Source organism: Sphingomonas sp. GW821-FHT04B01 (genome assembly GCF_059420425.1).
Genome location: NZ_JBWKTR010000001.1, coordinates 812,395 through 836,670, shown reverse-complemented (window position 1 = coordinate 836,670; position 24,276 = coordinate 812,395). Strand labels below are relative to the sequence as shown.

Here is a 24,276-nt window from a genome sequence, read left to right as displayed (position 1 = left end):
GGTTACTTCGCCTGAGCTGCGGGCGCGCCGGCACCCTGGGGTGCGGCGGCCGGTTTGGCATTGGGATCCCAGGGCTTGCCCTGGACGGCCATGCCGGGACGCAGCATCATGCCGCCCTCGACGATGACCTTGTCGCCCGGCTTGATGCCGCCGGTGACGAGCCAATTGTCGCCGATCGTGCGGCTGGTCTGGAGCGTGCGCGGCTGCACCTTGCCGTCGTTGCCGATGACCATGGTGGTCGCCTGCCCCTTTTCGTCGCGGCTGACCGCACGCTGCGGCACCAGCAGCGCCTTGGCCTGCGTCCCCTCGACCAGCGAGGCGCGGACGAACATGCCGGGCAGCAACAGGCCCTGCGGATTGGGAAAGAGCGCGCGGATCGTCTGCGACCCCGTCGTCGGATCGACGGTGACGTCGGCGAAGCGCAGCGTCCCCTGCGCGCCATATTCGGTGCCGTCCTCGAGCGTCAGCTTGACGCGGGCGTTGCCGTCGCGCGTCACCTGCCCGTTCATCACCTGCTGGCGCAGCTTGAGCAGGCCGGCGCTCGACTGCTGGATGTCGACGTAAATCGGGTCGAGCCGCTGGATCGTCGCCAGCGCCTGCGTCTGCGACGCGGAGACGAGCGCACCGGTGGTGGACAGCGAGCGGCCGATCCGGCCGGAGATCGGCGCGCGGATGGTCGTGCGACCCAGATCGATCTGCGCGGTACGCAGCGCGGCCTGCTGCGCGGCGACGTCGGCCTGCGCCTGCTGCGCGCTGGTCTGCGAATTCTCATATTCCTGGCGGGCGATCGCGTTGATCTTGACCAGTTCGCCATAGCGGCGGGCCAGCGCCGCGGTCGACGCGATGTTCGCCCGGGCACGGGCCAGCGCGGCGCGCGCGCTGGCGACCTGCGCCTCATAGGGCGCCGGGTCGATGCTGTAGAGCGGCTGTCCGGCGCGCACCATGTCGCCTTCGGTGAACAGACGCTTGAGGATCAGGCCGTTGACCTGCGGACGCACGTCTGACGTCTCATAGGCCGTGGTCCGCCCCGGCAGTTCCGTGGTCAGCGTCACCGGCTGTTCACGTACCACGAAGTAACCAACCTGCGGCGGGCCTTGCGGCGCCTGCTGCTGCTGCTCGTTGCCGCCGCCGCACGCCGCCAATGCCAGTGCCAACGCAAGCACCGCCACCCCGTGTCGCATATTCGCCATGCAAATTGTCCGCTAGTAAGAATGTGAGTGATCGATCACTCACGCCCTGCTACAACCAGTGATGAACAGGCGTCAAGGCATGCCGACGAGGATGGAATGATCGACTCGAATATTTGTTGCGGTGCACAACGAAACAATGCGGAAATGCGTCGGTATCGGGTCATTGAGGCGGCTCGCAAGCTGTTCATCGAAAACGGCTTCCATGGCACTGGCATCGCCCAGATCGCGCGCGAATCGGGCGTCGCGGTGGGCCAGTTGTACCGCGATTTCTCCGCCAAGGAGGATATCGTCGCCGCGATCGTCAATTCGGACTGCCGGTCGTTCCTCGCGGCCGATTCGCTCCGCCGCGCCATCCAGGACGGGGATGCGCACGCCGTGCGCGACTGGATCCATCAACTGGTGACGCCGGGCGAGGACGACGGCGATCCGCGGCTGTTCGCCGAAATCCTCGCCGAGGCGGCGCGCAACACCCGCATCGCGGCGGTGTTCAACGCGACGCATCGCGACGTGCGCGAACTGATGCTCAATGCCCTCGAGATGCTGGCGCCGGGCGCGGCGCTCGCCGAGCGACGGTCCGCGGTAACCGACGTCATTCTCATCATGTCGCTTGGCATGCTGCACCACGGCATGATGCGCTCCGGCGAGGACGATTCGACGCTGGTCGCGGCGCTGACCGCAACGATCGACCGCGACATCGACTCGCTGCGCCGCGCGGCCTCGGCGATGGCGGCCTAGGCCGAGGCAAGTCCTCCCCCCGCCGGAGCGCTATCGCATACGGATGCTCGCGCGAGCCGGTCGTCTTCCAAGCTTACCCCGTCACCCCGGACTTGTTCCGGGGTCCACCCTGCGGCGAGGAGAAAGGCTTGATTCGACACCGTTCCCCTGTGGCCCGGTGGACCCCGGAACGAGTCCGGGGTGACGAATTCGATGAGGAAACCGATCGAACCTCATCACCGCAACCATATCCGATAGCCCGGCCCGCCAGGGGGAGGAGTCTTCCCAACATCCTAAAAGTCGCTCGTGCCTAAGTGCCCTGCCGGCGGAACGCATCGGGGTCGATGCCGTAGCGGCCGAGCTTGTAATAGAGCGTCTTGCGCGGGATGCCGAGCAGCTCGACCGCCTTGACGACGTTGCCGGCGCTGGCGCGCAACGCGTCGACGATCACCCGCGTCTCGAATTCGGCGACCCGGCTCGGCAGGTCCTGCCGGTCGTCGCCGGGGGCGTCGTCCGCGGCCAGGACGCAGGCGAAGGCGTAATTTCGCAGTTCGCGCACATTGCCCGGCCAGCCATGCGCCAGCACGTGATGCCGCTCGGCCTCCCCGATCGCATGATCCGGCCGCGCCAGCGCCTCGCGTGCCTGATCGACGAAGGCGGCGAACAGCAGCATCCGGTCGTGCTCGCGCTCGCGCAATGGCGGCAGGTGCAGCCGCGTGATCGCCAGCCGATGGTACAGGTCGCCGCGGAACCGCCCCGCCGCCACCGCCGCCGCGAGATCGCCGCGGCTCGTCGCGACGACTCGCAGATTGACCGCCTCGGCGCGCTCGGCGCCGATCGGCTGCACCTCGCGCTCCTCGATGACGCGCAGCAGCGCTGCCTGGATCGCCGGCGACAGATCGTCGACCGCATCGAGCAACAACGTGCCGCCGCTCGATGCGACGACGGCGCCGACGCGCGACAGCCGCGTATGCGCGACGCTGTCGGCGGCATGACCGAACAGATCGACCGCGCCGCCGTCTTCGCTCAGCGTCGTGCAGTCGACCGCGACGAACGGCCGCGCCCGGCGCGGCCCGAGCCGGTGCAGCAGCAACGCCGCCAGCTCCTTGCCCGTCCCCGTCTCGCCCTCGACCAGCACGTCGAGATCCGCCGTCGCCAGCCGCTCGATCGCGCCGCGCAACCGCACCATCGCCGCACTCTCGCCGATCAATGGACTGTCCGTCTCGCCCGCCGCGAGCGCGGCGCGCAGCCGGCGGTTCTCGATCACCAGCGCACGCCGCTCCAGCGCCCGCGCGATCGCGGCGACGAGATGATCGGTCGCGAACGGCTTGGTCAGGAAGTCGAACGCGCCGTCGCGCAGCGCCGCCACCGCCATCGGCACGTCGCCGTGGCCGGTGACGAGGATCACCGGCAGGTCCTTGTCGAGCGCGCGGACGCGGGCGAGCAATTGCAGCCCGTCGATCCGCGGCATGCGGATATCGGAGACGATGACCCCGTCGAAATCGGCGGGCAGCGCGGCGAGCGCCGCCTCCGCCCCGGCGAAGGCGCGCACCGACAGGCCGGCCAGCTCCAGCGCCTGCACCGTCGCGAAGCGCAGCGCCTCGTCATCCTCGACGAACAGGACGCTCTGCTCGCTCATGCCAGCCGCAGCGTCAGCAGGAAGGTCGCGCCGGGGCCGTCCGGCGCCAGCGCCAGCTCGCCTCCGAATTCGCGCGCGATATCGCGGGCGATGGCGAGGCCGAGCCCCAGCCCCTCGGGCTTGGCGGAGGCGAAGGGGGTGAACAGCGTCTCGTCAAGGCTCGGGTCGATGCCGGGTCCGGTGTCGGCGATGCGGACGATCACCTGATCCTCCTCCAGCACGGCGTCGATCGTCACGCGGCGCGAGTCGCGCCCTGCCACGGCGTCGAGCGCATTGCCGATCACGTTGACCAGAATCTGCTCCAGCCGGATGCGGTCGGCGACGACGCGGCGTGCGCGCAGATCGTCGGCGACCGCGTCGACCACGACGCCACGCGCGCGCTCGCCGATCAGCAGCATCGTCCCCTCGATCGCCGCGCCCAGCGTCGGTGCGCCGCGCGACGGCGTGCGGCGGCGGGCGAAGGCGCGCAATTCGCCGGTGATCGTCGCGATCCGGTCGGTCAGGTCGACGATCCGGCCGAGGTTCTCGCGCGCGCGATCGGCGCCGCCCCGATCGAGCAGGATCGCGCCATTCTCCGCGAAGGTGCGGATCGCGGCTAGCGGCTGGTTGATCTCATGCGCGACGCCGGCGGTGATCTGGCCGAGCGAGCCGAGCCGATTGGCCTGCGCCAGTTCCTCGCGCGCGGCGCGGAAGCGGCGGTCCGCCTCGCCGCGTTCCTGCGATTCGACGATCAACCGCGCATTGGCCTCGCGCAGTTCGGCGGTACGCCGCACCACTTCGCGTTCGAGCGATTCGCGCGCCCGCGCCTGCGACCGGCGCCGGTTGGCGGCGCGCAGGCCGATGCCGCCGGCGATCCCGACCAGCAGGAGGAGCGCTAGTCCCCACAGCGCCGCCTGCGCGCGTGCCGCGGCGAGCGACGGCCGCAGCGGCGTCAAATGCAACACCCGGCTGCCGGCGAGCGGCGCCGCCACCGCGGCGATGCGATAGCGCACCATCCGGCCATCCTGTCGCACGCGGATATCGCGATCGTTGGCGACGAAGGCGAGCGTCGCCGGCGGCGACTCGCCGAACTGGCGCGACCGCCGCAGCGCCGCCCGCGTCGCGGCATCGACCGGCCGGGTCGGGTGGAATCGCCAGCCGGGCACGCTGGTGACGAGGATCAGCCCACGCGCGTCGGTGAGGATCGTCGCACCGGCCGATTGCGCCCATTCGCGTTCCAACCGGTCGAACTCGACCTTGACGACGATCACGCCGAGCGCTCTGCCCTCGCGATCGATCCGCCGCGCCAGATACAGGCCCGGCCGCCCGCTCACCGTACCGAGCGCGAACAATTCGGAGGCGCCGCGCGCCATTGCTTCGGCGAAATAGCGGCGGAAGGTGTAATCCTGTCCAACGAAGCTGGTCGGCAAGCGCCAGTTGCTCGCCGCCACCGCGCGACCGCGCGCGTCGATGGCGTAGAGCGCCGCGGCATCGGTGCGCGCGGCGAGCAGCTCCAGCGTCTCGTCGAGGCCGTGCACCGCCGCCGCGTCACCGCCGGCGAGCGCCCGCGGGACGTCGGGATATTCGGCGAGCACCAGCGGCAGCAGCCGGAATTTCTGCAATTCGCTGGCGAGCAGCCCGGCGTGGGTCCGTGCCAGCGTCGTCGCCTCGCGGTCGGCGGCGGTGCGCGCCGCGCCCTCCGCCCAGCGCGCACCGGCCGCGACGACCAGCGCGACCAGCCCGGCCACCAGCAGCAGCCACGTCAGCCGCCGCGGCACGCGGCCTAACGGGTCGGCCAGATCGCCAGACTGGTCTCGACCAGCCGCTCGAGATCGGCGCGGCTCGCGCCCGATCCGGCCTGCACCGCCAGCCCCTGCAGCAGCGCGTAGAGATAGCAGGTCAGCCCGGTGACATCGACGTGCGCGGGCAGATCGCCCTCCGCCTTGGCCCGCTCGAACCGTTCGACGAGCGCCGCCTGCGACGAGGCGCGCCGCGCGATCACGTCCGCCTTGATCGAATCGGCCTCCGCCCCGCACGGCATCGCGCTGATCACGCCGAGACAGCCCTTGGGATCGCCGCACTGGCTGGTCTGCATCGCGAGGGCGCCGCGCATGAAGCATTCGGCGACGCCGCGCGCGGTCGGCTGTTCGAGCGCCTGGCGGGTATAAGCGAGCTTCTCCGCCTCGTAGAGGTCGAGCGCCTTGTGGAACAGCGCCTCCTTGTTGCCGAACGCGGCATAGAGGCTAGGCCGGGTGATCCCCATCGCGTCGGTCAGATCGGCGAGCGAGGCACCTTCATAGCCCTTGCTCCAGAACACGCGCAGCGCCGCGGCGAGCGCGGCATCGGTGCAGAACTCGCGCGGCCGCCCCTTGAGGGGCAGCGGTGCCGGATCGGCGTGCGAGAGGGTCATGCTTTCCATATCGCTTAGTATAGAACTCGCCGATGGCACAAACAAGGCAGTTGCGGACTGAAACCTTTTGCCCGCTTTTGAACGACTTCGCGCGAAAACGTCACCCCCAGGAATTCGTCACCCCGGACTTGTTCCGGGGTCCACCTTGCGGCGGGGAGAACGGCCAGAGCCTCTTGCCATGCCTTTGCGGCCCGGTGGACCCCGGAACAAGTCCGGGGTGACGGGCAAGGTGGGGCAGTCGCATACCGGATGTAAGCGCGCCTCCGCACACCTACGCGCGCACCTCGTGCGAAACCTAAGCCGCGTCGGCCAGCGCCGGCCGCATCCCCATCAGATCGCGCGCCACCGCCTCGGCGATCTTGATGCCGTCGACCGCTGCCGACAGGATGCCGCCGGCATAGCCCGCCCCCTCGCCGGCCGGATACAGGCCGGCGGTGTTGACGCTCTGGAAATCGTCGCATCGCGTGATCCGCACCGGCGACGAGGTACGCGTCTCGACCCCGGTCATCACCGCATCGGGATGGTCGTAGCCCGGAATCTGCTGCCCGAACGCCACCAGCGCCTCGCGCATCGCCGTCACCGCGAAATCGGGCAGGCAATCGGCGAGATCGGTGAGGTGCACCCCCGGCCGGTACGACGGGATGACATTGCCCAGCCGCGTCGACGGCCGCCCGGCGAGGAAATCGCCCAGCCGCTGCGCCGGCGCCATATAGCCGCCGCCACCGACCTCGAACGCGCGCGTCTCCCAATGCCGCTGCAAGGCGATGCCCGCGAGCGGATCGCCGGGATAGTCGCGCGCGGGATCGATGCCGACGACGATCCCCGAATTGGCGTTGCGCTCGTTGCGCGAATATTGGCTCATGCCGTTGGTCGCGACGCGCCCCGGCTCGGAGGTGGCGGCGACCACCGTCCCGCCCGGACACATGCAGAAACTGTAGACCGTGCGCCCGTTCCTGCAATGGTGCGACAGGCTGTAGGCCGCCGCGCCGAGATCGGGATGGCCCGCGCACGGGCCGAACCGCGCCTCGTCGATCCAGCTTTGCGGATGCTCGATCCGCACCCCGATCGAGAACGGCTTGGCTTCGAGGAACACGCCGCGCTCGTGCAGCATGTGGAAGGTGTCGCGTGCGCTATGGCCGAGCGCCAGCACCACCGGCCCTTCGGCCTCCAGCCGCTCGCCGGTCTGCAACCGCAATCCGGTGACGCGGCGGTTGCCCGCGGCATCGGTAGCGATCTCCAGATCATCGACGCGATGCTGGAAGCGATATTCGCCGCCCAGCGCCTCGACGGTCGCGCGCATGCTTTCGACCATCGTGACGAGGCGGAAGGTGCCGATATGCGGATGCGCCTCGGTGAGGATCTCGGGCGGCGCGCCGGCCTTCACGAACTCGGTCAGCACCTTGCGGCCGAGATGGCGCGGGTCCTTGATCTGGCTCCACAATTTGCCGTCGGAGAAGGTGCCGGCGCCGCCCTCGCCGAACTGGACGTTCGACTCGGGGTTGAGCTCGCTGCGCCGCCACAGGCCCCAGGTGTCCTTGGTCCGCTCGCGCACCACCTTGCCGCGATCGAGGATGATCGGCCGGAACCCCATCTGCGCGAGGATCAGCCCGGCGAACAACCCGCACGGCCCCGCGCCGACCACCACCGGCCGCGGCCCGGCATAGCCGGCGGGCGCCTTCGTCACGAAGCGATAGCCGGTGTCCGGCGTCGGGTTGACGTGGCGGTCACGCTTGAACCGGGCGAGCAGCGGCGCCTCGTTCTTGACGGTGACGTCGACCGAATAGACGAAATGGATGTCCATCTTGTCGCGCGCGTCATGCGCGCGCCGCGCCACGGTATAGCGGACGAGATCGCGCGGCGTGATCCGCAGCCGGTTGCGGATCGCGGCCGCCAGCGCCTCCTCGGGATGGTTGAGGGGCAGCTTCAATTCGGTGATGCGGAGCATGACGCGTGATAGCGGATCGCGGGCGATGCGGCCAGCGGGGTCGGGCCGGCCCCTACCCTGCCACGTCCACCGCCTCGGTGACGATGATCTCCGGGCGCGCCGCGGCCAGATCGCGCGCCGCCAGCCCGAACGCCTTGAAATGCGCCGATTGCATATGCGCCGCCACCGCGGCCTGATCGGCGTACAGCTCGTTGAAGACGAAGCGCCGCGCGCCCTCGGTCTCGCGCCACAGCTCGTACTGGAGCGTCCCCGGCTCGGCGCGCGACGCGGCGACACAGGTCTTCGCCGCGGCGACGAATGCCTCTTCCTGTCCGGGCTTCACCGAGACGAATGCGACCACCTTGAGTGTCATAACGGATATCCCTGTGTTGCGGACGGCGACCGTGGGCGCGTTCCCCCGACGCGGCAAGCCTACCAGCGGCCATCCGGTGCCGCGACGCCACGATGTTCGGCGATCCGCCGCGCCGTCGCCGGCGACACGCCCGCGGGCAGCGCGTCGAGCGCGAAGAAGCGCGCCTCGGCCAGTTCGACCGCATCCGCCACCGGCGCATCGCCGGTCGTGCCGCGGAACAGGAAGACGGTGTCACGCCGCCCCTCCGTACGCGCCTCGTAGCGCCCCGCTTCGGTCACGGCGGCGAGCCGACACGCGGTTTCCTCCGCCAGCTCGCGCACCGCCGCGGCGGCGGGCGTCTCGCGCCGCGCGATGCCGCCGCCGGGCAGCATCCACAGATCCGACCGGCCGTACCGATGCCGGACCAGCAACAGCCGACCGTCGGGGTCGAATGCCATCACCTTGACGCCCCGCGTCCGCCAGCCGACCAGCGCCATCGTCCGGCGGCGCAGGCGGTGGGCGAGATCGATCAGCGGACGCATCGCGACAGTCTAGGCGACTGCGCCGACGCTTGCCACCTCGCCCGGAACCGGCAAAAGGGCGCGACGAAGGGGACCATCATGACCGTCATGTCCGACCGCTGGATTCGCGAGCGCGCGCTTGCCGATGCGATGATCGAACCGTTCGTCGAATCGCAGCGGCGCGACGGCTGCATCAGTTATGGCCTGTCGAGCTACGGCTATGACGCCCGCGTTGCCGACGAATTCAAGGTGTTCACCAATATCGACAGCGTCATCGTCGATCCGAAGGACTTCGCCTCGAACAGCTTCGTCGACCGCAAGACCGACGTGTGCATCATCCCGCCGAACAGCTTCGCGCTGGCGCGGACGGTGGAATATTTCCGCGTGCCGCGCGACGTGCTGGTGATCTGCCTCGGCAAGTCGACCTATGCGCGCTGCGGGATCATCGTCAACGTGACGCCGCTCGAGCCCGGCTGGGAGGGGCATGTCACGCTGGAATTCTCCAACACCACGCCGCTGCCCGCTAAGATCTACGCCAATGAGGGCGCGTGCCAGTTCCTGTTCCTGCGCGGCAACGAGCCGTGCGAGGTGAGCTACGCCGACCGTGCGGGCAAATATATGGGGCAGCGCGGGGTCACCCTGCCGCGGCTCTGAGGGGGCGGGACGACGTCTCATCCACTCCGACACCCCGGGCTCGGATCAAACCTCTGCGGAAGCCCACCCGTGCTCCTGCGAACGCAGGAGCCCAGGAGTCCGGAACGCCATTAGCTGTTATTCTGCTTGGCCCTGGGTTCCTGCTTTCGCAGGAAAACTGTACCTAACCGAGTGGCCGAGTAGATCTTCGCAAAAGTCCCGACTCGCTCAGGTGACGGTGCATTCGGAATAAACCGAACGCACCCCCTGCGCTCAGCGCGTCGCGATCCGCGTCTGCAACCGTGACAGGCCGCGCGTCGCGATATCGTGCGACGACACCACCGCGCCATCGGGCATGTCCATCGCCACCGCCGGGCGCTGCAGCACGTCGTCATACAGCGTGCGCGCATCCGCGGCGCGGCCGATCCGCGCATAGGCGACCGCCAGATTGAGCATCAACTCGGGGCGATCCGGAAAAATCCGCCGCTCCGCCTCGATCCGTTTCGCCGCCGCGGTGAAATCGCCCGCGGCGATCGCCTGATAGCCCGTCCGGTCCGTGGCCAGTGCTGGCGTCGTCAGGCATGCACCCGCCAGCAGCGTCGCGACAATCATACGCATTGCATCGTCTCCTTCTCCCGCCTGAACGGCAGGTTTCACTTTTGTGACACTGTTGTGTCACTTCAGAGACATGGATGCAAGCGGCCGATCAGGTCCTTTCGGTCACCCCCTGCCAGGCGTTGCGCACCATCCGCCCGAGATGCTCGCGGCTCTTGTCGGAAAGGTGGCGCAGCCGCTCGCCGGCGGCGGAGATGCCGGTGCTGCGATCGAGTCCCTCGACCTGCATCACCCACAATTGCCGGAACGCGCCGCCCTTCTGGCGGAGCAGATGCTGCGGCGGCCCGTCCTCGACGACGCGGCCGTCGACCAGCACGACGACGCGATCAAAGCCGGCGATCGTCGACAGCCGGTGCGCGACCGCGATCACCGTGCGATTCTCGATCAGCGCCTCGAGCCCGTTCTGCACCTCGAGCTCCGACTCGGAGTCGAGTGCCGAGGTCGCCTCGTCGAGCAGCACGACGCGCGCATTCTTGAGGAAGGCGCGGGCGATGCCGATCCGCTGCCGCTGCCCGCCCGACAAATTGGTGCCGCGCTCGCCGACGATACTGTCATAGCCGTGCGGCAGGCGGCGGATGAAATCGTCGCAACCGGCGGTCTGCGCCGCGCGATAGACCTCCTCGTCGCTCGCGTCCGGTTTGGCGAAGCGGATATTCTCCATCACCGAGCGGTGGAACAGCATCACCTCCTGCGGCACCACCGCGAGCGCGTCGCGCAGGCTTTCCTGCGTCACCTCGCGGATATCTTGGCCGTCGATCGCGACATGGCCGCCCTGCGGATCGTGGAAGCGCTGGATGAGTTGGAGCAGCGACGATTTGCCCGCACCCGACGGTCCGACGATGCCGACCTTCTGCCCCGCCGGGATGACCAGCGACAGATCGTGCAGCACCGGATGCGACGGATCGTAGCCGAAGGTGACGTGCGACAGCTCGACCCGCCCCTCGCCGACGCGCAGCCGGCTGGCCTGATCGGCGTCGCTCAGCGTCTGCGGCACGCCGATTATGTCGAGCGTCTCGCGCAGATAGCTGAACTGCTGGCTGGTATCGATCAGCGCCATGGCGAGATCGCGCGAGCCGTGCAGGATGCGGAAGGTCATCGTGCTGATCACGACGACGTCGCCGGTCGAGATCGCATGCGCCGACCAGCGCCCGATCGCCCAGATCAGCGTGCCCCCGACGAGGATCGCGAGCGCGAGGTCGTGTAGCCCGCGCATCTGTTCGACGAAGAACCAGCCGCGGCGTTGCGCGCTCGCCTCATCGTCGAGGAAGCCCTGCAATCGCGACAATTCGCGCCGGTGCGCGGCGAAGGCCTTCACCACCCAGATGTTGCCGATCAGGTCGACCAGCTCGCCGCCGACGGTGCCGGCATGTTCGGCGAACGCCTTGTGGTGGACGTGCCCCTGCAGCCCGAGCACCACCAGAACGACGGTGACGATCACGAACACCACGCCGAGCACCAGCGCCATGCCCGGATCGATGCTGACGAAGATGATCATCGCCCCGACGAAGGCGATCAGCGGCGGCGTCACCTCCTGCAGCAGGCGGTGGACGATCGCGCCGAAGATCCCCGCCAGCCCCGACACGCGATGGCCGAGCGAGCCGGCGCGCTGGTTCTGGAAGAAGGGCATCTGATGCCCGGTGAGATAATCGACCATGTCGAGCCGGATATCGACCCCCGACACCACCGTGGCATGACCGAGCGTCAGCGCCGCGGCGCGCTGCAACGCGCTCTCCAGCACCACCAGCGCGAGGAAGGCGCCGAGAAAGGTATAGACCGCGGCACGGATGCGATCCGAGCCGGTCATCGCGTCGATCAGCAGCTTCAACGCATATTGCACCCCGATCGAACTGACCGACGACCCCGCGACGAGCAGGCCGAGCAGCAGGAAGGTCCAGGGGCGGACGCGGATATAGTGGAGCAGGAACCGGAACGGGCTGCGGAGATAAGGCACGGCAGAGGTCTCCCGGATATGTCCCGATGTTGCGCCGCAGCAACGATCTTGGCAACCCGGTTGAGGCAAGGGGATGGAATGGCCGGACAGGTGCCGGACGGGGAGCGGACGCTGTGGCTCGGTCGCCGTCCGGCACTGGTGGCCTGCTTCTCACGGCGATTGTCGATGGTGAGGTCTGCGCGGTTGTCCTTTCAACGCCCAAATCAGCGCCGTCCGCCTGCTTGAAAATCGCTAGGCTGGAAGCGGTCTAACCGGATCGAGGCCGAGCGTGTCGACCTAGGGTCGATCGACATTCAGGCAAAATCCTCCCTGTCAGGTCAAGGACGTACGCTACGACGATGAATGTCGATCGGGACTAGGCAGGGCTATACACACGAATGATCAGGGTATTGCGACGGTACTCATATCCCCGTCATGCCGGACTTGATCCGGCATCCCGCTTCTTCGGACCGCCTGAAGAAGCGGGACCCCGTCGCAAGGCGGGGCTGACGGAGTGACGTTGAAAAGTCGTCCCAAACCCACCCCGTCACCCCGGACTCGTTCCGGGGTCCACCCCGCGGCGAGGAGAAAGGCTCGATCCGACACCGTTCCCTTGCAGCCCGGCGGATCCCGGAACGGGTCCGGGGTGACGAAACCGGTAAGGAAAGCGATCGAGCCTCGTCACCATAATCATATGCGATAGCCCTGCCCTCGCGCGCGAACGCCATGGCGGAATGTCGATCGGCCAGACATGAGCCGCAAGCCAACAACCGCGCTCACGATCGAGATGCCGCTGGCAGTTGGTTATGGTCGAACCGCGACTATCCGGAAGATAGTCCGCTAATCGGGCACAACGTCGTCGGACGTATCGTCGACCACGAGGCAAAGAAGGCCGTGTTCACGCAGAGGCGCGGAGGCGCGGAGGTGTCTCGCCCGGCCAAGCCTCACCTATTACTTCATCGTCGCAAGGTAACGGGCCGCGGCTAAAGCGAACGCAACAGCTCTGCGTCCTCCGCGCCTCCGCGCGACTCATTCTCTCTTCTTCTGCAAATCCCGTTCCGTCACCGGCTGCTGCCTTGCGCACGCACGCCTCTCGTTGTTCGTTCCGACGTGCAGCCTGTCGCCCTTCGCCACAGCGCCGCGCACATCCTGAACGCCCGCGGCTCCCCATCCGCCCCCACCCCCGAACGCAAAAAGGGCGGCTCCTTGCGGAACCGCCCTTGTCATCCGTCATCCGATCGCGATCAGAAGTCGTTGCGATACTGTTCGTTGCCGATGAAACCGAGCTTGGTCACCGCCGAGCGCTTGATCACCGCCAGCGTCTGGTCGACCTTGTCGTACTTCGCCGCCGGATCGGGCTGGAAGTGCAGCTCCGGTTCCGGATTGATCGCCGCAGCGGCGTCCAGATAGGTGCGCAGCGTCACCTCGTCGACGGGAACGCCGTTCCAAGACACCGTGCCCGCGGCATCGATGATGATCTTGTTCTTCTGCGGGTCGACCGGCGGCTTGACGTTCCGCGGGTCATTGACCGGCAGATCGACCTTGACCGCATGCGTCGGGATGGGAAGCGTGATGATGAACATGATGAGGAGCACGAGCATGACGTCGATCAACGGCGTCGTGTTCATTTCCATCATCGGCTCGCCATCTTCCGAGCCACCACTCATTGCCATGTCAGATACTCCTGGGTCGGGCGGGGCGGATTAGCCACCCGCGGGCGGCGGCTGCGAGATGAAGCCGACCTTGGCGAAGCCGGCCTGCTGCATCGTGTAGACCGTGCCGCCGATGCACTTGTACGGGGTGTTGACGTCACCGCGGATATGGACTTCCGGCAGTTCGAGATCGGGGTTGCCTGCGCCACCCTGACGATCGATCTCCAGCTTCAGCTTGTCGACCGCGCGGGTCAGCAGGTCCTTGCTGGTGATCGGCGACGTGCCCCAATAGACCAGGCAGCTGCCGTCCGGCTTGGTCGTCACCGACAGCAGGACGTTCTCGGGCTTGGTCGTCGTCGGATCGAAACGGACCTTGGGCAGGACGATGCCCTTGACCGTCTGGATCGCCACCGGAACGGCGATCAGGAAGATGATCAGAAGCACCAGCATCACGTCCACGAGGGGCGTGGTGTTGATGTCCGACAAGGGTTTTTCGGAGGAACCTCCTCCTCCGCCAGCGCTCATCGCCATGTGCGAGCTATCCTATCCATTCAATCTAGCCGGCGACCGAACGTCGCCGGCCGGTCGCGGGGCCGCCCGGAGACGGCCCCGCAGCCTTATCGTTACGGGCGGGTCTGCACGCCACCGGTCTGGCCGGCGGTCGTGGTCGCCGCGGCCGGCTTCACCGGCGCCTTCGAAACCGGCGCACCGGCGATCGTCGGCTTGACCGCACCGTTCGAGGCGAGGAAGCCCAGCACGTCGTTCGAGAAGGCCGACAGGTCTTCCGCGATCGACTTGTTGCGGCGCTGCAGCCAGTTGTAGGCGAGCACGGCGGGAACCGCGACGACGAGGCCGAGCGCGGTCATGATGAGCGCCTCACCGACCGGACCGGCGACCTTGTCGATCGAGGGATCGCCCGACGCGCCGATCTTGATCAGCGCGCGGTAGATGCCGACCACGGTACCGAACAGACCGATGAACGGTGCGGTCGCGCCGACCGTCGCGAGGAAGGCGAGACCGCCGCCCAACTTCGAGTTGATCGCCGCTTCCGAACGGGCGAGCGAACCGTGCAGCCAGTCGTGCGCCTCGACCGGATCGGTCAGCTTGGCGTGCTGGTCCTGCGCCTGCAAGCCGTCGTCGACGAGCTGCTTGTACGCCGAGTTCTTCTCGAGCTTGGCGGCACCTTCGCGCAGGTTCGGCGAGCTCCAGAAGCCCTGGCGGACGCGCTTCGCCTGGTTGATGATCTTCTGCTGCTCGAACAGCTTCGAGAACAGGATGTAGAAGGAGACGATCGACATGATCACGAGGATCGTGAACACCGACTGCGAGATGAGGCCGCCTTCCTTCAGAGCGGCCTGGAGGCCGAACTGGTTTTCGGCTGCCGCGGTGCCGCCGGCCGCGAGAATGGTGGTGAGCATTGGGATTTCGTCCTTATCAAACGGTGTAGAAGTTCGGGGAGGATCCGCCCGCCGTCGCGGCGGGCGGAGACCGCATCATTCCTTCGGGATCTTCCAGACCACGCGCCGCGACTGGGTGGTCGAGAGCGGGTTGCCGGCCACGTCGGTCGCCGGGGAGTAGCGTCCCCGCCGGGTGATCGCGGCGCATGCCGCCCGGTCCAGCGCGGTCGAACCGCTCGACTGGGTGGTGTGGCAGTTTTCGACGCGCCCCTGCGTATTGATCGTCCAGGCGATCACGCTGGTGCCTTCCTCGTTGTTGCGCAGCGAGCTCGGCGGGTAGTCGTCGTTCGTGATCCAGTCCGCGGGGTTGCCCTTGGCCCCCGCTGCCTTGCTGACCGTCGAGACGGCCGGCGGCGCAGGCGGAGCCGGCGGTGCAGGCGGCGCAGCGATCGGCGTCAGATTGACGGCGGGCGGCGGCGTCGAGACCGTCTGGATCACCACGGGCGGCGGATTCGGATTCTGCACGATCGGCGGCGGCGACACCACGGGGGGCGGCGTCATCGGCGTATCGGGCGGCGGGGGCGGCGGCTCGTCCGGCGGCGGGGGAGGCGGCTCCTCCACGTCGAACGTGTTAAGTTTTTCTTGGGCCTTTTTCACGTATTGGTACGCGAGCCCGGTGACGAAGGCGTAGCCCAGCGCCGCATGGATGAGCACGACGATGACGATCGCGACCACCCTGCCACCGGACATCTTCTGGTCAGCATAGGCCATTCAGCAACGACACTCCCTAATCTCTCGGTCCTCGCAGCGCCCGGGGGAAGAGCGCGCGTAGGCCCCTGCCCCGGCTGGTGCCGTGTGTGGCAGTCCGCAAACCCTATCGCCCCGTTCCCCGCCGCGCAAACGCTTTGTCGGACGCAACAAACGTACAATCGTTTAGCGACACTTTTATTTCTGTATCGTTCAGGTGCATTCGGCTAGCGATTTCGGCATGATACCCGTATTTCGCCCGACCCTGCTCGCCGCCGTCGCGTTCGTCGCATCGCCTGCCGCCGCCGCTTTTCCAGGCCAAAGCGCCCCGATTCCCGCGGTTTCGCGCGATGCTGGGAGCGGTATCAGTTATGCCGACCTGACCGATCTGGTGATCGCCTCCCCGGTGATTGCCGACGCGACGATCCGCTCGGCGGCGCGCCTGAAGGGCGCCGATGCCGTCGGCGTAGCGCCGGGATTCACACGATTTTATGTCGAGGCGGATCTCGGCGCGCTGGTCCGCGGCGCCGGCGGACTGCCGCCGCGAATCGGCTATCTGTTGGATATTGCTCCCGATTCGTCCGGGCGTTTGCCGAAATTGAAGAAAATGAGGGTGCTGCTGTTCGGCCGTCCGGTCGCCGGGCGTCCCGATCAGATACAATTGGCCGCGCCGGACGCGCAGATTGTCTGGACGCCCGCGGACGACGCACGGGTCAGGGCGATCGCGACCGCGCTGGTCGCCGCCGACGCGCCGCCAGTCATCACTGGTATCGGTAACGTCTTCCATGTCCCCGGCGCCTTGCCGGGCGAGGGCGAGACGCAGGTCTTCCTGACCACCGCCAATGGCGCGCCGGTGTCGCTGACCGTGCTGCGCCGCCCCGGTGAGCAGCCGCGCTGGGCGGTGGCGCTGTCCGAGATCGTCGACGAGGCCGCGGCACCGCCGGCGCGCGACACGTTGCTCTGGTACCGCCTCGCCTGCGCGCTGCCGGCCGACCTGCCCGAGCAGAGCATCGCGTCGCTGGCCGCCTCCGACGCGACGCTGGCCCGCGAGGATTATGGCTATGTCCGGCAACAGCTCGGCGTCTGCCGACGGACGCGGACGATCCGTCCGTAACCGCCGGAGGCTCCACGCCGCCCGGCGCTCCGCCGGTCAGCGGCGGTTGCGGACCAGCGTGATCCCGATCGACTCGCCCGCCTCGGCGATGGCGAGCTTGACGATCTTGACCTTGACCCGCAGCACGCGCGGATCGGTGAGGAACAGCGTCTCGCAGATATGGTCCGCCACCGCCTCGATCAGCGTGAAGTGCAGCCCCTCGGGCAGCGCGCCGGTCGCGGCATGTTTGAGGTCGAGATAGTTCTTCGACGCCGACAGCGGCGTGTCCGGCGCGAAATGGTCCGGGCAGGCGAGGTCGACGGTCAGGTCGATCCGGAGCGGCTGCGGCAGGTGCGTCTCCTCCGAATAGATACCGGTGAGCACCTGGACCTCGAGGTCGTGGACCTCCAGCTGAAGACTGTCTTGCATGGCGCCCGCCTCTAGCAAGCCGCACCGCGATGCGCCAATCGCATTGCCGCTTGCGTTCCGGCCCGCGCCGCCGCATGCGCCGCGCCCGTCCGTTCCGGACGAAAAGGACCCCCGCCCGTGATCGCTTTCGTGCCGCTCGCCACTGTCGCAGGTGCCGCCGTCGAGGCGTTGCTCGACCGCGCGTTCGGCCCCGACCGCCACGGCCGCACCGCCTATAAGGTGCGCGGCACGGTCGCCCCCATCGCCGCGCTGAGCCTCGCCGCGGTCGAGGACGGCGCGCTGATCGGCTCGATCCAATGCTGGCCGGTGCTGCTCGACGGCGACGATGGCGCGGCGCATCCGCTGGTGATGATCGGCCCCGTCGCGGTCGAGCCCGGCCGCCAGCGCGACGGCATCGGCCGCCAGTTGATGCGCCGCGCGCTCGACGCCGCGCGGGCCAAGGGGCTGGACGACCGGCTGATGCTGATCGGCGATCCCGAATATTACGGTCGCTTCTTCGGCTTCGACGCCAGCCGCACCGCCGACTGGCGCCTGCCCGGCCCGGTCGAGCGCCACCGCCTGCTGTCGCGCGGCGACCGGGTGCCGGCGACCGCCGGCCTGCTCGGCCCGGCGATGCCGGCGATATCGGCGAGGGCCTGACCGCCTTTACGCCGGCACCCGGAGCGCCTACCTCGCGGCGATGCCGATGGAGGAGCTTCCCGATCTCGCCGGTCTCAGCCTCGCCGAGATCGCCACGCTAATCGAACAGCGGCGGCTGCCGCCGGTCGAGCAATGGAACCCGTCGCATTGCGGCGACAGCGAGATGCGCATCGCGCGCGACGGCACCTGGTATCATCAGGGGTCGCCGATCGGCCGGCCGGCGATGGTGCGGCTGTTCTCGACGATCCTGCGTCGCGAGCCCGATGGCCGCTACGTCCTCGTCACCCCGGTCGAGAAGCTCGATATCGCGGTCGAGGATGCGCCCTTCGTCGCGGTCGAGATGAAGGCGGAGGGCGACGGCGCCGACGCCCGCCTCGCCTTCCGGCTCAACACCGGCGATCTCGTCACCGCCGGCCCCGATCATCCGCTGCGCTTCACCGAGGGCGCGGACGGCCCCCGCCCCTATCTCCACGTCCGCGGCGGGCTCGAGGCGCAGGTCGCGCGGCCGGTCTATTACGAGCTCGCCGAACGCGCGCTCGCCGACGATGCCGCGCGCCCCGGCGTGTGGAGCGACGGCGCCTTCTTCGCGCTGGAACCCGCCGCATGAGCCTTGCCGAACGGCTGGTGCGCGCATGGCAGGACGGCAACCGCACCGATCCCGTCCTGCTGACCGGCGACGACCGCGACCTGGAAGGCCGCGACGAGGCCGATCTGACGCCCGCCGCGGTGCTGGTCGCGGTAACCGATCGCGCCCGCCCCGGCGTGCTGCTCACGCAGCGCACCGACACGTTGCGCCACCACGCCGGCCAGATCGCCTTTCCCGGCGGCCGACTCGATCCCGGCGAGGATGCCGTCGCCGCCGCGCTGCGCGAGGCGGAGGAGGAGATCGCTTTGCCCCCCTCGCAGGTGCAGGTGATCGGCGCGGTCGATCGCTACCGCACCGTCACCGGCTATACCGTCACGCCGGTGCTCGCCGCCGTCCCCGCCGACCTGCCGTTCGTCGCCAGCGAGGCCGAGGTCGCCAGCGTGTTCGAGGTGCCGCTCGACTTCCTGCTCGATCCCGCCAACCAGATCGCCGCGAGCGCCGAATGGCGCGGCCGCACGCGCCATTATTACGAGATCCGCTGGCAGGACCGCCGCATCTGGGGCGCGACCGCGGCGATGATCGTCAACCTGTCGCGGCGGCTGGCATGGTGACGCTGCCGCTCGACCGGATCGCCGCGCGCGACGGCTTCAGCCCGCTGGTCGACGTGCTCGGCGGACCGGAGCAGACGCGGCTGGTCGGCGGCGTCGTCCGCGACACGTTGCTCGGGCTCGATCCCGCCGATATCGACCTCGCCACCCGCCTGCTGCCCGAGGACGTGCTCGCGCGGCTTAAGGCGGCGGCCATCCGTGCGGTGCCGACGGGCCTCGCGCACGGCACGATCACCGCGATCCTGCCCGACGGCCCGATCGAGGTGACGACGCTGCGGCATGACGTCTCGACCGACGGCCGCCATGCCGTCGTCGCCTTCACCGACGTCTGGCAGGACGATGCCGCGCGCCGCGACTTCACGATGAACGCGCTCTATGCCGATCCGGCGAGCGGCGACGTGATCGACTATTTCGGCGGCCTCGCCGATCTCGACGCCGGCCGCGTCCGCTTCATCGGCGACGCCTATCGTCGCATCGCCGAGGATCATCTGCGCATCCTGCGCTTCTTCCGCTTCCACGCGCGCTTCGGCGCCGCCGACCAGAACGCCATCGACGCCGAGGGGCTCGACGCCTGTACCGCCCGCGCCAACGACCTGATGGCGCTGTCGCGCGAACGGATCGCCGCCGAGCTGCTCAAACTGCTCGTCGCGCGCCATGCGGTGCCGGTGATCGCGCTGATGATCGACCGCGGCATCTTCCGCGCGGTGCTGCCCGAGATCACCGACGCGACGCCGTTCGCAAAACTCGCCGAACGCGAGGCCGCCGCCGGTGTCGCCCCCGACGCGATCCGCAGGCTCGCCGCCTTGCTCCCGCGCGAGGCGGCGGAAAGCGTCGGCGCGCGCCTCAAACTGTCGAACATGGATCGCAAGCGCCTGGTCGCCGCGCGACAGGGCCCGGGCGACGAAGGCCCGCGCGCGCTCGCCTATCGCGTCGGCACGACGGGCGCGATCGACCGGCTGCTGCTCGCGGGCGAGGATGTCGCGCCGATCCGCGACTGGACGCCGCCGGCGCTGCCGATCGGTGGCGGCGCTTTGGTGGTGCGCGGCCTGCGCAAGGGACCGGAGGTGGCGGCGGTGCTGCGCCGGATCGAGACGCAATGGCTCGCCGAGGATTTCCCCGACGAAGCCCGCGTGGTTCAGCTCGCCGACGAAGCGGTCCGTGCCGCGACGACCATCGCCAATGCGTCCGAGGCTTCGAGCGGCCGCGCGTAGAGATAGCCCTGGCCATAGGTGCAGCCCAGCGCCGCCAGTGTTTGCGCCAGTTCGTTGCTCTCGATCCCCTCCGCCGTCGTCCGCATGCCGAGCGCCTGCGCGAGGCTGAGCACCGCGCGCACGATCGCGATCTTGTCGCGGTCGGCGAGCATGCCCGACACGAAGCTGCGGTCGATCTTGAGGATGTCGATCGGCAGCTTCTGCAGATAGGCGAGGTTGGAATAGCCGGTACCGAAATCGTCCATCGCCAGCGTCGTGCCGAGCGCCTTCAGCCCGTGCATGATCCCGGCGATCCGATCCGGGTCGGTGACGATCGCGCTTTCGGTCAGCTCCAGCACGAACCGTTCGCCGGCGAGATCGTGGCGGATCAGCGCGGCCTCGACCACCGGGGTGATGTCGTCGCGCTGCATCTGGATCGCCGACAGATTGACCGCGACGCGCATCCCGCAATTGCCGCCGCATTCCTTGTCCCACCAGCGCAGCGTCCGCGCCGCCTCGTCCATCGCCCAGCGGCCGAGCGGCACGATCAGCCCCGATTCCTCGGCGACCGGGATGAAGTCGCTCGGCATATGCTCGACGCCCTGCGGGTCGCGCCAGCGCGCCAGCGCCTCGAACGACACCACCGCACCCGTCGCCAGATCGCAGATCGGCTGGAAGGCGAGGCGCAGCTGCCGGTCGTCGATCGCGCGGCGCAGCGCCGTCTCCATCGCGAATTGCTCGCGCGCCAGCGTGAACGCCTGCGTCTGATAGCTTTCGACTTGGCGCCCGGTCTTGGCGCGCTTGACCGCGAATTGCGCGTTGCGGATCAGTTCCTCGACATCGTCGATCGCGTCATTGCCGTAAGCGATGCCGATCGAACATTCGACGCCGATCTCGTAATCGCTCAGCCGGAACGGTGCCGACAGCGCGCAGCGGATGCGCTCGGCGAGCCGGTTGGCCTCGGCGGGATCGTCGTCGACCGCCATCAGAATGCCGAATTCGTCGCCGCCGATCCGCGCGAGCGAATCGCGCGCGCGCAGCACGCCCTTGATCCGGCGCGCGACGGTGATCAGCAATTCGTCACCGGCAAGGCCGCCGAGACAGGCGTTGAGCCGCCCGAAGCGATCGATGTCGATGACCAGCACCGCATGGCAGCTGCGCTCCGCCTGCACCGCCTCGATCATGTCGCTGAAGCCTTCCCGATTGGGCAGGCCGGTCAGGCTGTCGGTGGTCATCTCGCGACGCAGCGAGCGTTCGGTGTGGATCTGCGCGGTCAGGTCGATGAACGCGATCTGGCAGCGGTCGCGCAGCATCGGCGTCGGCCGCGCGATGGTGACGCGATAATAACGCGAATCGATCACCTGGCCGATCGACCAGTCGAAATCGATCCGCACGTCGGAGGTCCGCAGGAAGGCGTCGATGCGGCTGCCGAGCATCGCCAGCATCGGCGACCGGTCGGCGATCACGCCCAGCCCGGCGAGCCGATAGGCGCGATTGACCGCGAGGAATTCGAACCCGTCGCCCTCGCGCACGACCTGCACCGTCGGGATCGGGATCAGCTCGAGATCGCGCTCGAACAGCTCCCGCGCGGCGAGCGTGATGGACGACAGGTCAGGCGAAGCGGTGGCCATATCCCCTGTTTTAGACGCCGTTCGTTAAAGCGCCCTGAAAGTATACGTTCATATTGATGTATATCAGCACGTATCGTTCGCGGGTGAAATCGGGTTCCTACCCCCCAAACCGATTGTCGCGCGGGAAGCCGGTCGGCGGGGTGCGGCCGGCGGCGCCGCGTGCGGTGCGCCACAGCGACAGGTCGGTCTCGGTGCGGGTGCGGCCCGAGCCGCCGCCCATCGGCCAGCTCAGCCCCTCGGCGAAGACGAAGGTGGTCGCATCGGACAAATGGCCCTCGCGGAAACGTTGCAGCTGCACGCCGGTGCCGCGCGTCATCACCGGCAGCTCGGCGATCGGGAAGACGAGTAATTTGCGATTGTCGCCGATCGCCGCGACGTAATCGGCCTCGGCCGCGACCGGGCGGACGACGAGCAGCTTCGCCCCCGGCCGCGGCGTCATCACCGTCTTGCCCTTGCGCGTCTCGGCGATCACCTCGGCGACGGGCACGCGGAAACCGCGGCCGTCGGTGGCGGCGATCAGCAATTGCGCTTGCGCGCGCGCGTTGAGGAAGGCGACGACGCCGATCGATCCGTCGAGGTCGATCATCGCGCGCACCGGCTCGCCGAAGCCGCGCCCGCCGGGCAGCTTGTCCGCCGCCAGCGTGAAGAACCGTCCGTTCTCCGCCGCGAGCAGCAACTTGTCCGTCGTCTGCGCATGGAAGGCGAAGGCGGGCCCGTCGCCCTCCTTGAACTTGAGCGTCTCCGCCGAGGCGAGATCGGAATGCCCCTTCATCGCGCGGATCCAGCCGCGCTGCGACAGGATCACGGTGATCGGCTCGCGCTCGATCATCGCCTCCAGCGGGATGTCGCGGGTCGGCGCCGCCTCCTCTATGGTCGTGCGCCGCGCACCGAGCGCGGTCTCCGGCCCGTAGCGGTCGCGCACCTTCTTCATGTCGCGCTTCATCCGCCGCTTCTGCTTGGCGGGGTCGGCGAGCAGCCCCTCCAGCTCGGCCTGTTCCTTGTCGAGCTTGTCGCGCTCGCCGCGGATCTCGAACTCCTCCAGCCGGCGCAGGCTGCGCAGCCGCATGTTGAGGATCGCCTCCGCCTGCCGGTCGGTCAGGCGGAATTCCTCCATCATCACCGCCTTGGGCTCGTCCTCGGTACGGATGATCTCGATCACCCGGTCGAGGTTGAGATAGGCGATCAGATAGCCGTCGAGCAGCTCGATCCGGTCGGCGATCTTGCCCAGCCGGTGGCGCGTGCGCCGTTCGAGCACGACGAACTGATGCTCGACCCACGCCTTGAGCGCGCCGCCGAGCGACATCACCCGCGGCGTGCGATCCTTGTCGAGCACGTTGAGGTTGAGGCTGATCCGCGTCTCCAGATCGGAGAAGCGGAACAGGCCGTCCATCAGCACCTGCGGATCGACGGTGCGGCTGCGCGGTTCGAGCACGATCCGCACCTCGGCGTCCGATTCGTCGCGCACGTCGGCGAGGATCGGGAATTTGCGGTCGTTGATGAGCCCGGCGATCTGCTCGATCAATTTGCCCTTCTGCACGCCGTACGGGATCTCGCTGACCACCAATTGCCAGCCGCCGCCCTTCTCGCGCTCGATGTCCCAGCGCGCGCGGACGCGGAAACTGCCGCGGCCCGTCGCATAGCTTTCCGCGATCACCGCCGCCGGATCGACCACCAGCCCGCCGGTCGGAAAGTCCGGCCCCTTGACGAAGTCGAGCACCGCCGTGTCGGGCGCGTCGGGCTTGTCGACCAGCATGATCGCCGCATCGAGCAATTCGGCGGCATTGTGCGGCGGGATGCTCGTCGCCATGCCGACCGCGATACCGCTCGCGCCATTGGCGAGCAGATTGGGGAACAGGCCGGGGAACAGCTCCGGCTCCTGATCCTCGCCATTGTAGGTCGGGCGATAGGCGACGGCATCCTCGTCGAGCCCGTCCATCAGGTCGATTGCGACCTGCGTCAGCCGCGCCTCGGTATAGCGATAGGCGGCGGCGTTATCGCCGTCGATATTGCCGAAATTGCCCTGCCCGTCGACCAAAGGATAGCGCAGCGAGAAGGTCTGTGCGAGCCGGACCATCGCGTCATAGACCGACTGGTCGCCGTGCGGATGATATTTGCCGATGACGTCGCCGACGACGCGCGCGCATTTCTTATAGCCCTGGCTCGGATCGAGTTTGAGCAGCCGCATCGCCCACAACAGCCGCCGGTGGACGGGCTTCAGCCCGTCGCGCACATCGGGCAGCGACCGCGCGGTGATCGTCGACAGCGCATAGACCAGATAGCGGTCGGACAAGGCGGTATCGAACGGCGCATCGAGGATGCCGATCGGAGGTTCCTGAAAGTCGGTGGCCATATCGGGAACACTAGTCCGTGGGGGTCTAAACGGCAACGGGCGGGGGT

General features: G+C 68.4%; 23 protein-coding genes. 7 read left to right on the top strand and 16 right to left on the bottom strand.

The features are described 5' to 3' along the window. Nucleotides 1–2: 2 nt before the first annotated feature. Nucleotides 3–1,190, bottom strand: coding sequence for an efflux RND transporter periplasmic adaptor subunit (locus tag AC07UH_RS04085; RefSeq protein WP_495179274.1), 1,188 nt, complete (start codon nucleotides 1,188–1,190; stop codon nucleotides 3–5). A 27-nt stretch (nucleotides 1,191–1,217) separates the two neighbouring features. Here AC07UH_RS04085 and AC07UH_RS04080 point away from each other — a divergent pair, with 27 nt between their 5' ends. After that, nucleotides 1,218–1,925: a TetR/AcrR family transcriptional regulator gene (locus AC07UH_RS04080; protein WP_495179275.1), complete on the top strand. Its 708-nt coding sequence runs from the start codon at nucleotides 1,218–1,220 to the stop codon at nucleotides 1,923–1,925. 289 nt (nucleotides 1,926–2,214) lie between these two features. Here the strand turns inward: AC07UH_RS04080 and AC07UH_RS04075 are convergent, their stop codons facing one another. From AC07UH_RS04075 to AC07UH_RS04050, 6 genes are all read right to left on the bottom strand, one after another. Further along, nucleotides 2,215–3,543: a sigma-54-dependent transcriptional regulator gene (locus AC07UH_RS04075; protein ID WP_495179276.1), complete on the bottom strand. Its 1,329-nt coding sequence runs from the start codon at nucleotides 3,541–3,543 to the stop codon at nucleotides 2,215–2,217. Then, nucleotides 3,540–5,300 carry a sensor histidine kinase gene (locus AC07UH_RS04070; RefSeq protein ID WP_495179277.1) on the bottom strand — a complete coding sequence of 587 codons (1,761 nt, stop codon included), beginning with the start codon at nucleotides 5,298–5,300 and terminating at the stop codon, nucleotides 3,540–3,542. The genes AC07UH_RS04075 and AC07UH_RS04070 overlap by 4 nt, the downstream gene beginning before the upstream one ends. 5 nt (nucleotides 5,301–5,305) lie before the next feature. After that, nucleotides 5,306–5,932, bottom strand: a complete 627-nt coding sequence (locus tag AC07UH_RS04065; protein WP_137899133.1) for a TetR/AcrR family transcriptional regulator — start codon at nucleotides 5,930–5,932, stop codon at nucleotides 5,306–5,308. A 295-nt stretch (nucleotides 5,933–6,227) separates the two neighbouring features. After that, the gene (locus AC07UH_RS04060) at nucleotides 6,228–7,877 is read right to left on the bottom strand and encodes an NAD(P)/FAD-dependent oxidoreductase (RefSeq protein ID WP_495179278.1); all 1,650 of its coding nucleotides are present in this window, start codon (nucleotides 7,875–7,877) and stop codon (nucleotides 6,228–6,230) included. 52 nt (nucleotides 7,878–7,929) lie between these two features. Beyond that, the gene (locus AC07UH_RS04055; RefSeq protein WP_495179279.1) at nucleotides 7,930–8,229 is read right to left on the bottom strand and encodes a putative quinol monooxygenase; all 300 of its coding nucleotides are present in this window, start codon (nucleotides 8,227–8,229) and stop codon (nucleotides 7,930–7,932) included. 59 nt (nucleotides 8,230–8,288) lie between these two features. Further along, a complete protein-coding gene (locus tag AC07UH_RS04050) occupies nucleotides 8,289–8,750 on the bottom strand; it encodes an NUDIX domain-containing protein (RefSeq protein ID WP_495179280.1) in 462 nt (153 codons plus the stop codon). 78 nt (nucleotides 8,751–8,828) lie between these two features. Here AC07UH_RS04050 and dcd point away from each other — a divergent pair, with 78 nt between their 5' ends. After that, nucleotides 8,829–9,383, top strand: coding sequence for a dCTP deaminase (dcd, locus tag AC07UH_RS04045; protein ID WP_137899137.1), 555 nt, complete (start codon nucleotides 8,829–8,831; stop codon nucleotides 9,381–9,383). Nucleotides 9,384–9,635: 252 nt separating this feature from the next. Here the strand turns inward: dcd and AC07UH_RS04040 are convergent, their stop codons facing one another. The 6 genes from AC07UH_RS04040 to AC07UH_RS04015 all read right to left on the bottom strand — a co-directional run bounded on the left by AC07UH_RS04040 (nucleotide 9,636) and on the right by AC07UH_RS04015 (nucleotide 15,727). After that, a complete protein-coding gene (locus AC07UH_RS04040) occupies nucleotides 9,636–9,980 on the bottom strand; it encodes a tetratricopeptide repeat protein (RefSeq protein ID WP_038663263.1) in 345 nt (114 codons plus the stop codon). Between the two features lie 88 nt (nucleotides 9,981–10,068). Further along, a complete protein-coding gene (locus AC07UH_RS04035) occupies nucleotides 10,069–11,928 on the bottom strand; it encodes an ABC transporter ATP-binding protein (protein WP_495179281.1) in 1,860 nt (619 codons plus the stop codon). A 1,223-nt stretch (nucleotides 11,929–13,151) separates the two neighbouring features. Beyond that, nucleotides 13,152–13,580, bottom strand: coding sequence for an ExbD/TolR family protein (locus AC07UH_RS04030; RefSeq protein ID WP_038663270.1), 429 nt, complete (start codon nucleotides 13,578–13,580; stop codon nucleotides 13,152–13,154). Nucleotides 13,581–13,610: 30 nt separating this feature from the next. After that, nucleotides 13,611–14,090: an ExbD/TolR family protein gene (locus AC07UH_RS04025; RefSeq protein WP_038663274.1), complete on the bottom strand. Its 480-nt coding sequence runs from the start codon at nucleotides 14,088–14,090 to the stop codon at nucleotides 13,611–13,613. A gap of 92 nt (nucleotides 14,091–14,182) precedes the next feature. Then, nucleotides 14,183–14,977 (bottom strand): MotA/TolQ/ExbB proton channel family protein, encoded by a 795-nt coding sequence (locus AC07UH_RS04020; protein ID WP_038663276.1) that lies wholly within the window; start codon nucleotides 14,975–14,977, stop codon nucleotides 14,183–14,185. A gap of 75 nt (nucleotides 14,978–15,052) precedes the next feature. Beyond that, complete coding sequence (locus AC07UH_RS04015; RefSeq protein ID WP_038663279.1) at nucleotides 15,053–15,727, bottom strand: energy transducer TonB; 675 nt, start codon at nucleotides 15,725–15,727, stop codon at nucleotides 15,053–15,055. Nucleotides 15,728–15,944: 217 nt separating this feature from the next. Between AC07UH_RS04015 and AC07UH_RS04010 the strand changes: the two genes are divergently transcribed. Beyond that, on the top strand, nucleotides 15,945–16,817 hold the full coding sequence (locus tag AC07UH_RS04010; RefSeq protein WP_495179282.1) for a hypothetical protein: 873 nt from the start codon (nucleotides 15,945–15,947) through the stop codon (nucleotides 16,815–16,817). Between the two features lie 36 nt (nucleotides 16,818–16,853). Here AC07UH_RS04010 and AC07UH_RS04005 read toward each other — a convergent pair whose 3' ends face one another. Beyond that, entirely contained in the window at nucleotides 16,854–17,225 is a 372-nt protein-coding gene (locus AC07UH_RS04005; protein ID WP_038663284.1) for a dihydroneopterin aldolase, read from the bottom strand. A gap of 117 nt (nucleotides 17,226–17,342) precedes the next feature. Between AC07UH_RS04005 and AC07UH_RS04000 the strand changes: the two genes are divergently transcribed. The 4 genes from AC07UH_RS04000 to AC07UH_RS03985 are packed head-to-tail and all read left to right on the top strand — an operon-like array spanning nucleotide 17,343 to nucleotide 20,269. Further along, complete coding sequence (locus AC07UH_RS04000; protein ID WP_495179283.1) at nucleotides 17,343–17,864, top strand: GNAT family N-acetyltransferase; 522 nt, start codon at nucleotides 17,343–17,345, stop codon at nucleotides 17,862–17,864. A gap of 40 nt (nucleotides 17,865–17,904) precedes the next feature. Next, nucleotides 17,905–18,471: a DUF1285 domain-containing protein gene (locus tag AC07UH_RS03995; protein WP_495179284.1), complete on the top strand. Its 567-nt coding sequence runs from the start codon at nucleotides 17,905–17,907 to the stop codon at nucleotides 18,469–18,471. Then, nucleotides 18,468–19,061 (top strand): CoA pyrophosphatase, encoded by a 594-nt coding sequence (locus AC07UH_RS03990; protein WP_495179285.1) that lies wholly within the window; start codon nucleotides 18,468–18,470, stop codon nucleotides 19,059–19,061. The genes AC07UH_RS03995 and AC07UH_RS03990 overlap by 4 nt, the downstream gene beginning before the upstream one ends. Then, the gene (locus AC07UH_RS03985) at nucleotides 19,055–20,269 is read left to right on the top strand and encodes a CCA tRNA nucleotidyltransferase (protein WP_495179286.1); all 1,215 of its coding nucleotides are present in this window, start codon (nucleotides 19,055–19,057) and stop codon (nucleotides 20,267–20,269) included. The genes AC07UH_RS03990 and AC07UH_RS03985 overlap by 7 nt, the downstream gene beginning before the upstream one ends. Here AC07UH_RS03985 and AC07UH_RS03980 read toward each other — a convergent pair. Next, nucleotides 20,194–21,879, bottom strand: coding sequence for a putative bifunctional diguanylate cyclase/phosphodiesterase (locus tag AC07UH_RS03980; RefSeq protein ID WP_495179287.1), 1,686 nt, complete (start codon nucleotides 21,877–21,879; stop codon nucleotides 20,194–20,196). The genes AC07UH_RS03985 and AC07UH_RS03980 overlap by 76 nt on opposite strands. 97 nt (nucleotides 21,880–21,976) lie before the next feature. Further along, entirely contained in the window at nucleotides 21,977–24,229 is a 2,253-nt protein-coding gene (gene parC / locus AC07UH_RS03975; protein WP_495179288.1) for a DNA topoisomerase IV subunit A, read from the bottom strand. Nucleotides 24,230–24,276: the final 47 nt, after the last annotated feature.

Excerpts from the sequence above, each read along its gene's own strand:
- AC07UH_RS04085 (WP_495179274.1), bottom strand. The coding sequence starts at position 1,190 with ATGGCGAATATGCGACACGGGGTGGCGGTGCTTGCGTTGGCACTGGCA.
- AC07UH_RS04075 (WP_495179276.1), bottom strand. The coding sequence starts at position 3,543 with ATGAGCGAGCAGAGCGTCCTGTTCGTCGAGGATGACGAGGCGCTGCGC.
- AC07UH_RS04065 (WP_137899133.1), bottom strand. The coding sequence starts at position 5,932 with ATGACCCTCTCGCACGCCGATCCGGCACCGCTGCCCCTCAAGGGGCGG.
- AC07UH_RS04060 (WP_495179278.1), bottom strand. The coding sequence starts at position 7,877 with ATGCTCCGCATCACCGAATTGAAGCTGCCCCTCAACCATCCCGAGGAG.
- AC07UH_RS04055 (WP_495179279.1), bottom strand. The coding sequence starts at position 8,229 with ATGACACTCAAGGTGGTCGCATTCGTCTCGGTGAAGCCCGGACAGGAA.
- AC07UH_RS04050 (WP_495179280.1), bottom strand. The coding sequence starts at position 8,750 with ATGCGTCCGCTGATCGATCTCGCCCACCGCCTGCGCCGCCGGACGATG.
- dcd (WP_137899137.1), top strand. The coding sequence starts at position 8,829 with ATGACCGTCATGTCCGACCGCTGGATTCGCGAGCGCGCGCTTGCCGAT.
- AC07UH_RS04040 (WP_038663263.1), bottom strand. The coding sequence starts at position 9,980 with ATGCGTATGATTGTCGCGACGCTGCTGGCGGGTGCATGCCTGACGACG.
- AC07UH_RS04030 (WP_038663270.1), bottom strand. The coding sequence starts at position 13,580 with ATGGCAATGAGTGGTGGCTCGGAAGATGGCGAGCCGATGATGGAAATG.
- AC07UH_RS04025 (WP_038663274.1), bottom strand. The coding sequence starts at position 14,090 with ATGGCGATGAGCGCTGGCGGAGGAGGAGGTTCCTCCGAAAAACCCTTG.
- AC07UH_RS04020 (WP_038663276.1), bottom strand. The coding sequence starts at position 14,977 with ATGCTCACCACCATTCTCGCGGCCGGCGGCACCGCGGCAGCCGAAAAC.
- AC07UH_RS04015 (WP_038663279.1), bottom strand. The coding sequence starts at position 15,727 with ATGGCCTATGCTGACCAGAAGATGTCCGGTGGCAGGGTGGTCGCGATC.
- AC07UH_RS04010 (WP_495179282.1), top strand. The coding sequence starts at position 15,945 with ATGATACCCGTATTTCGCCCGACCCTGCTCGCCGCCGTCGCGTTCGTC.
- AC07UH_RS04005 (WP_038663284.1), bottom strand. The coding sequence starts at position 17,225 with ATGCAAGACAGTCTTCAGCTGGAGGTCCACGACCTCGAGGTCCAGGTG.
- AC07UH_RS03995 (WP_495179284.1), top strand. The coding sequence starts at position 17,905 with ATGCCGATGGAGGAGCTTCCCGATCTCGCCGGTCTCAGCCTCGCCGAG.
- AC07UH_RS03990 (WP_495179285.1), top strand. The coding sequence starts at position 18,468 with ATGAGCCTTGCCGAACGGCTGGTGCGCGCATGGCAGGACGGCAACCGC.
- AC07UH_RS03985 (WP_495179286.1), top strand. The coding sequence starts at position 19,055 with ATGGTGACGCTGCCGCTCGACCGGATCGCCGCGCGCGACGGCTTCAGC.
- AC07UH_RS03980 (WP_495179287.1), bottom strand. The coding sequence starts at position 21,879 with ATGGCCACCGCTTCGCCTGACCTGTCGTCCATCACGCTCGCCGCGCGG.
- parC (WP_495179288.1), bottom strand. The coding sequence starts at position 24,229 with ATGGCCACCGACTTTCAGGAACCTCCGATCGGCATCCTCGATGCGCCG.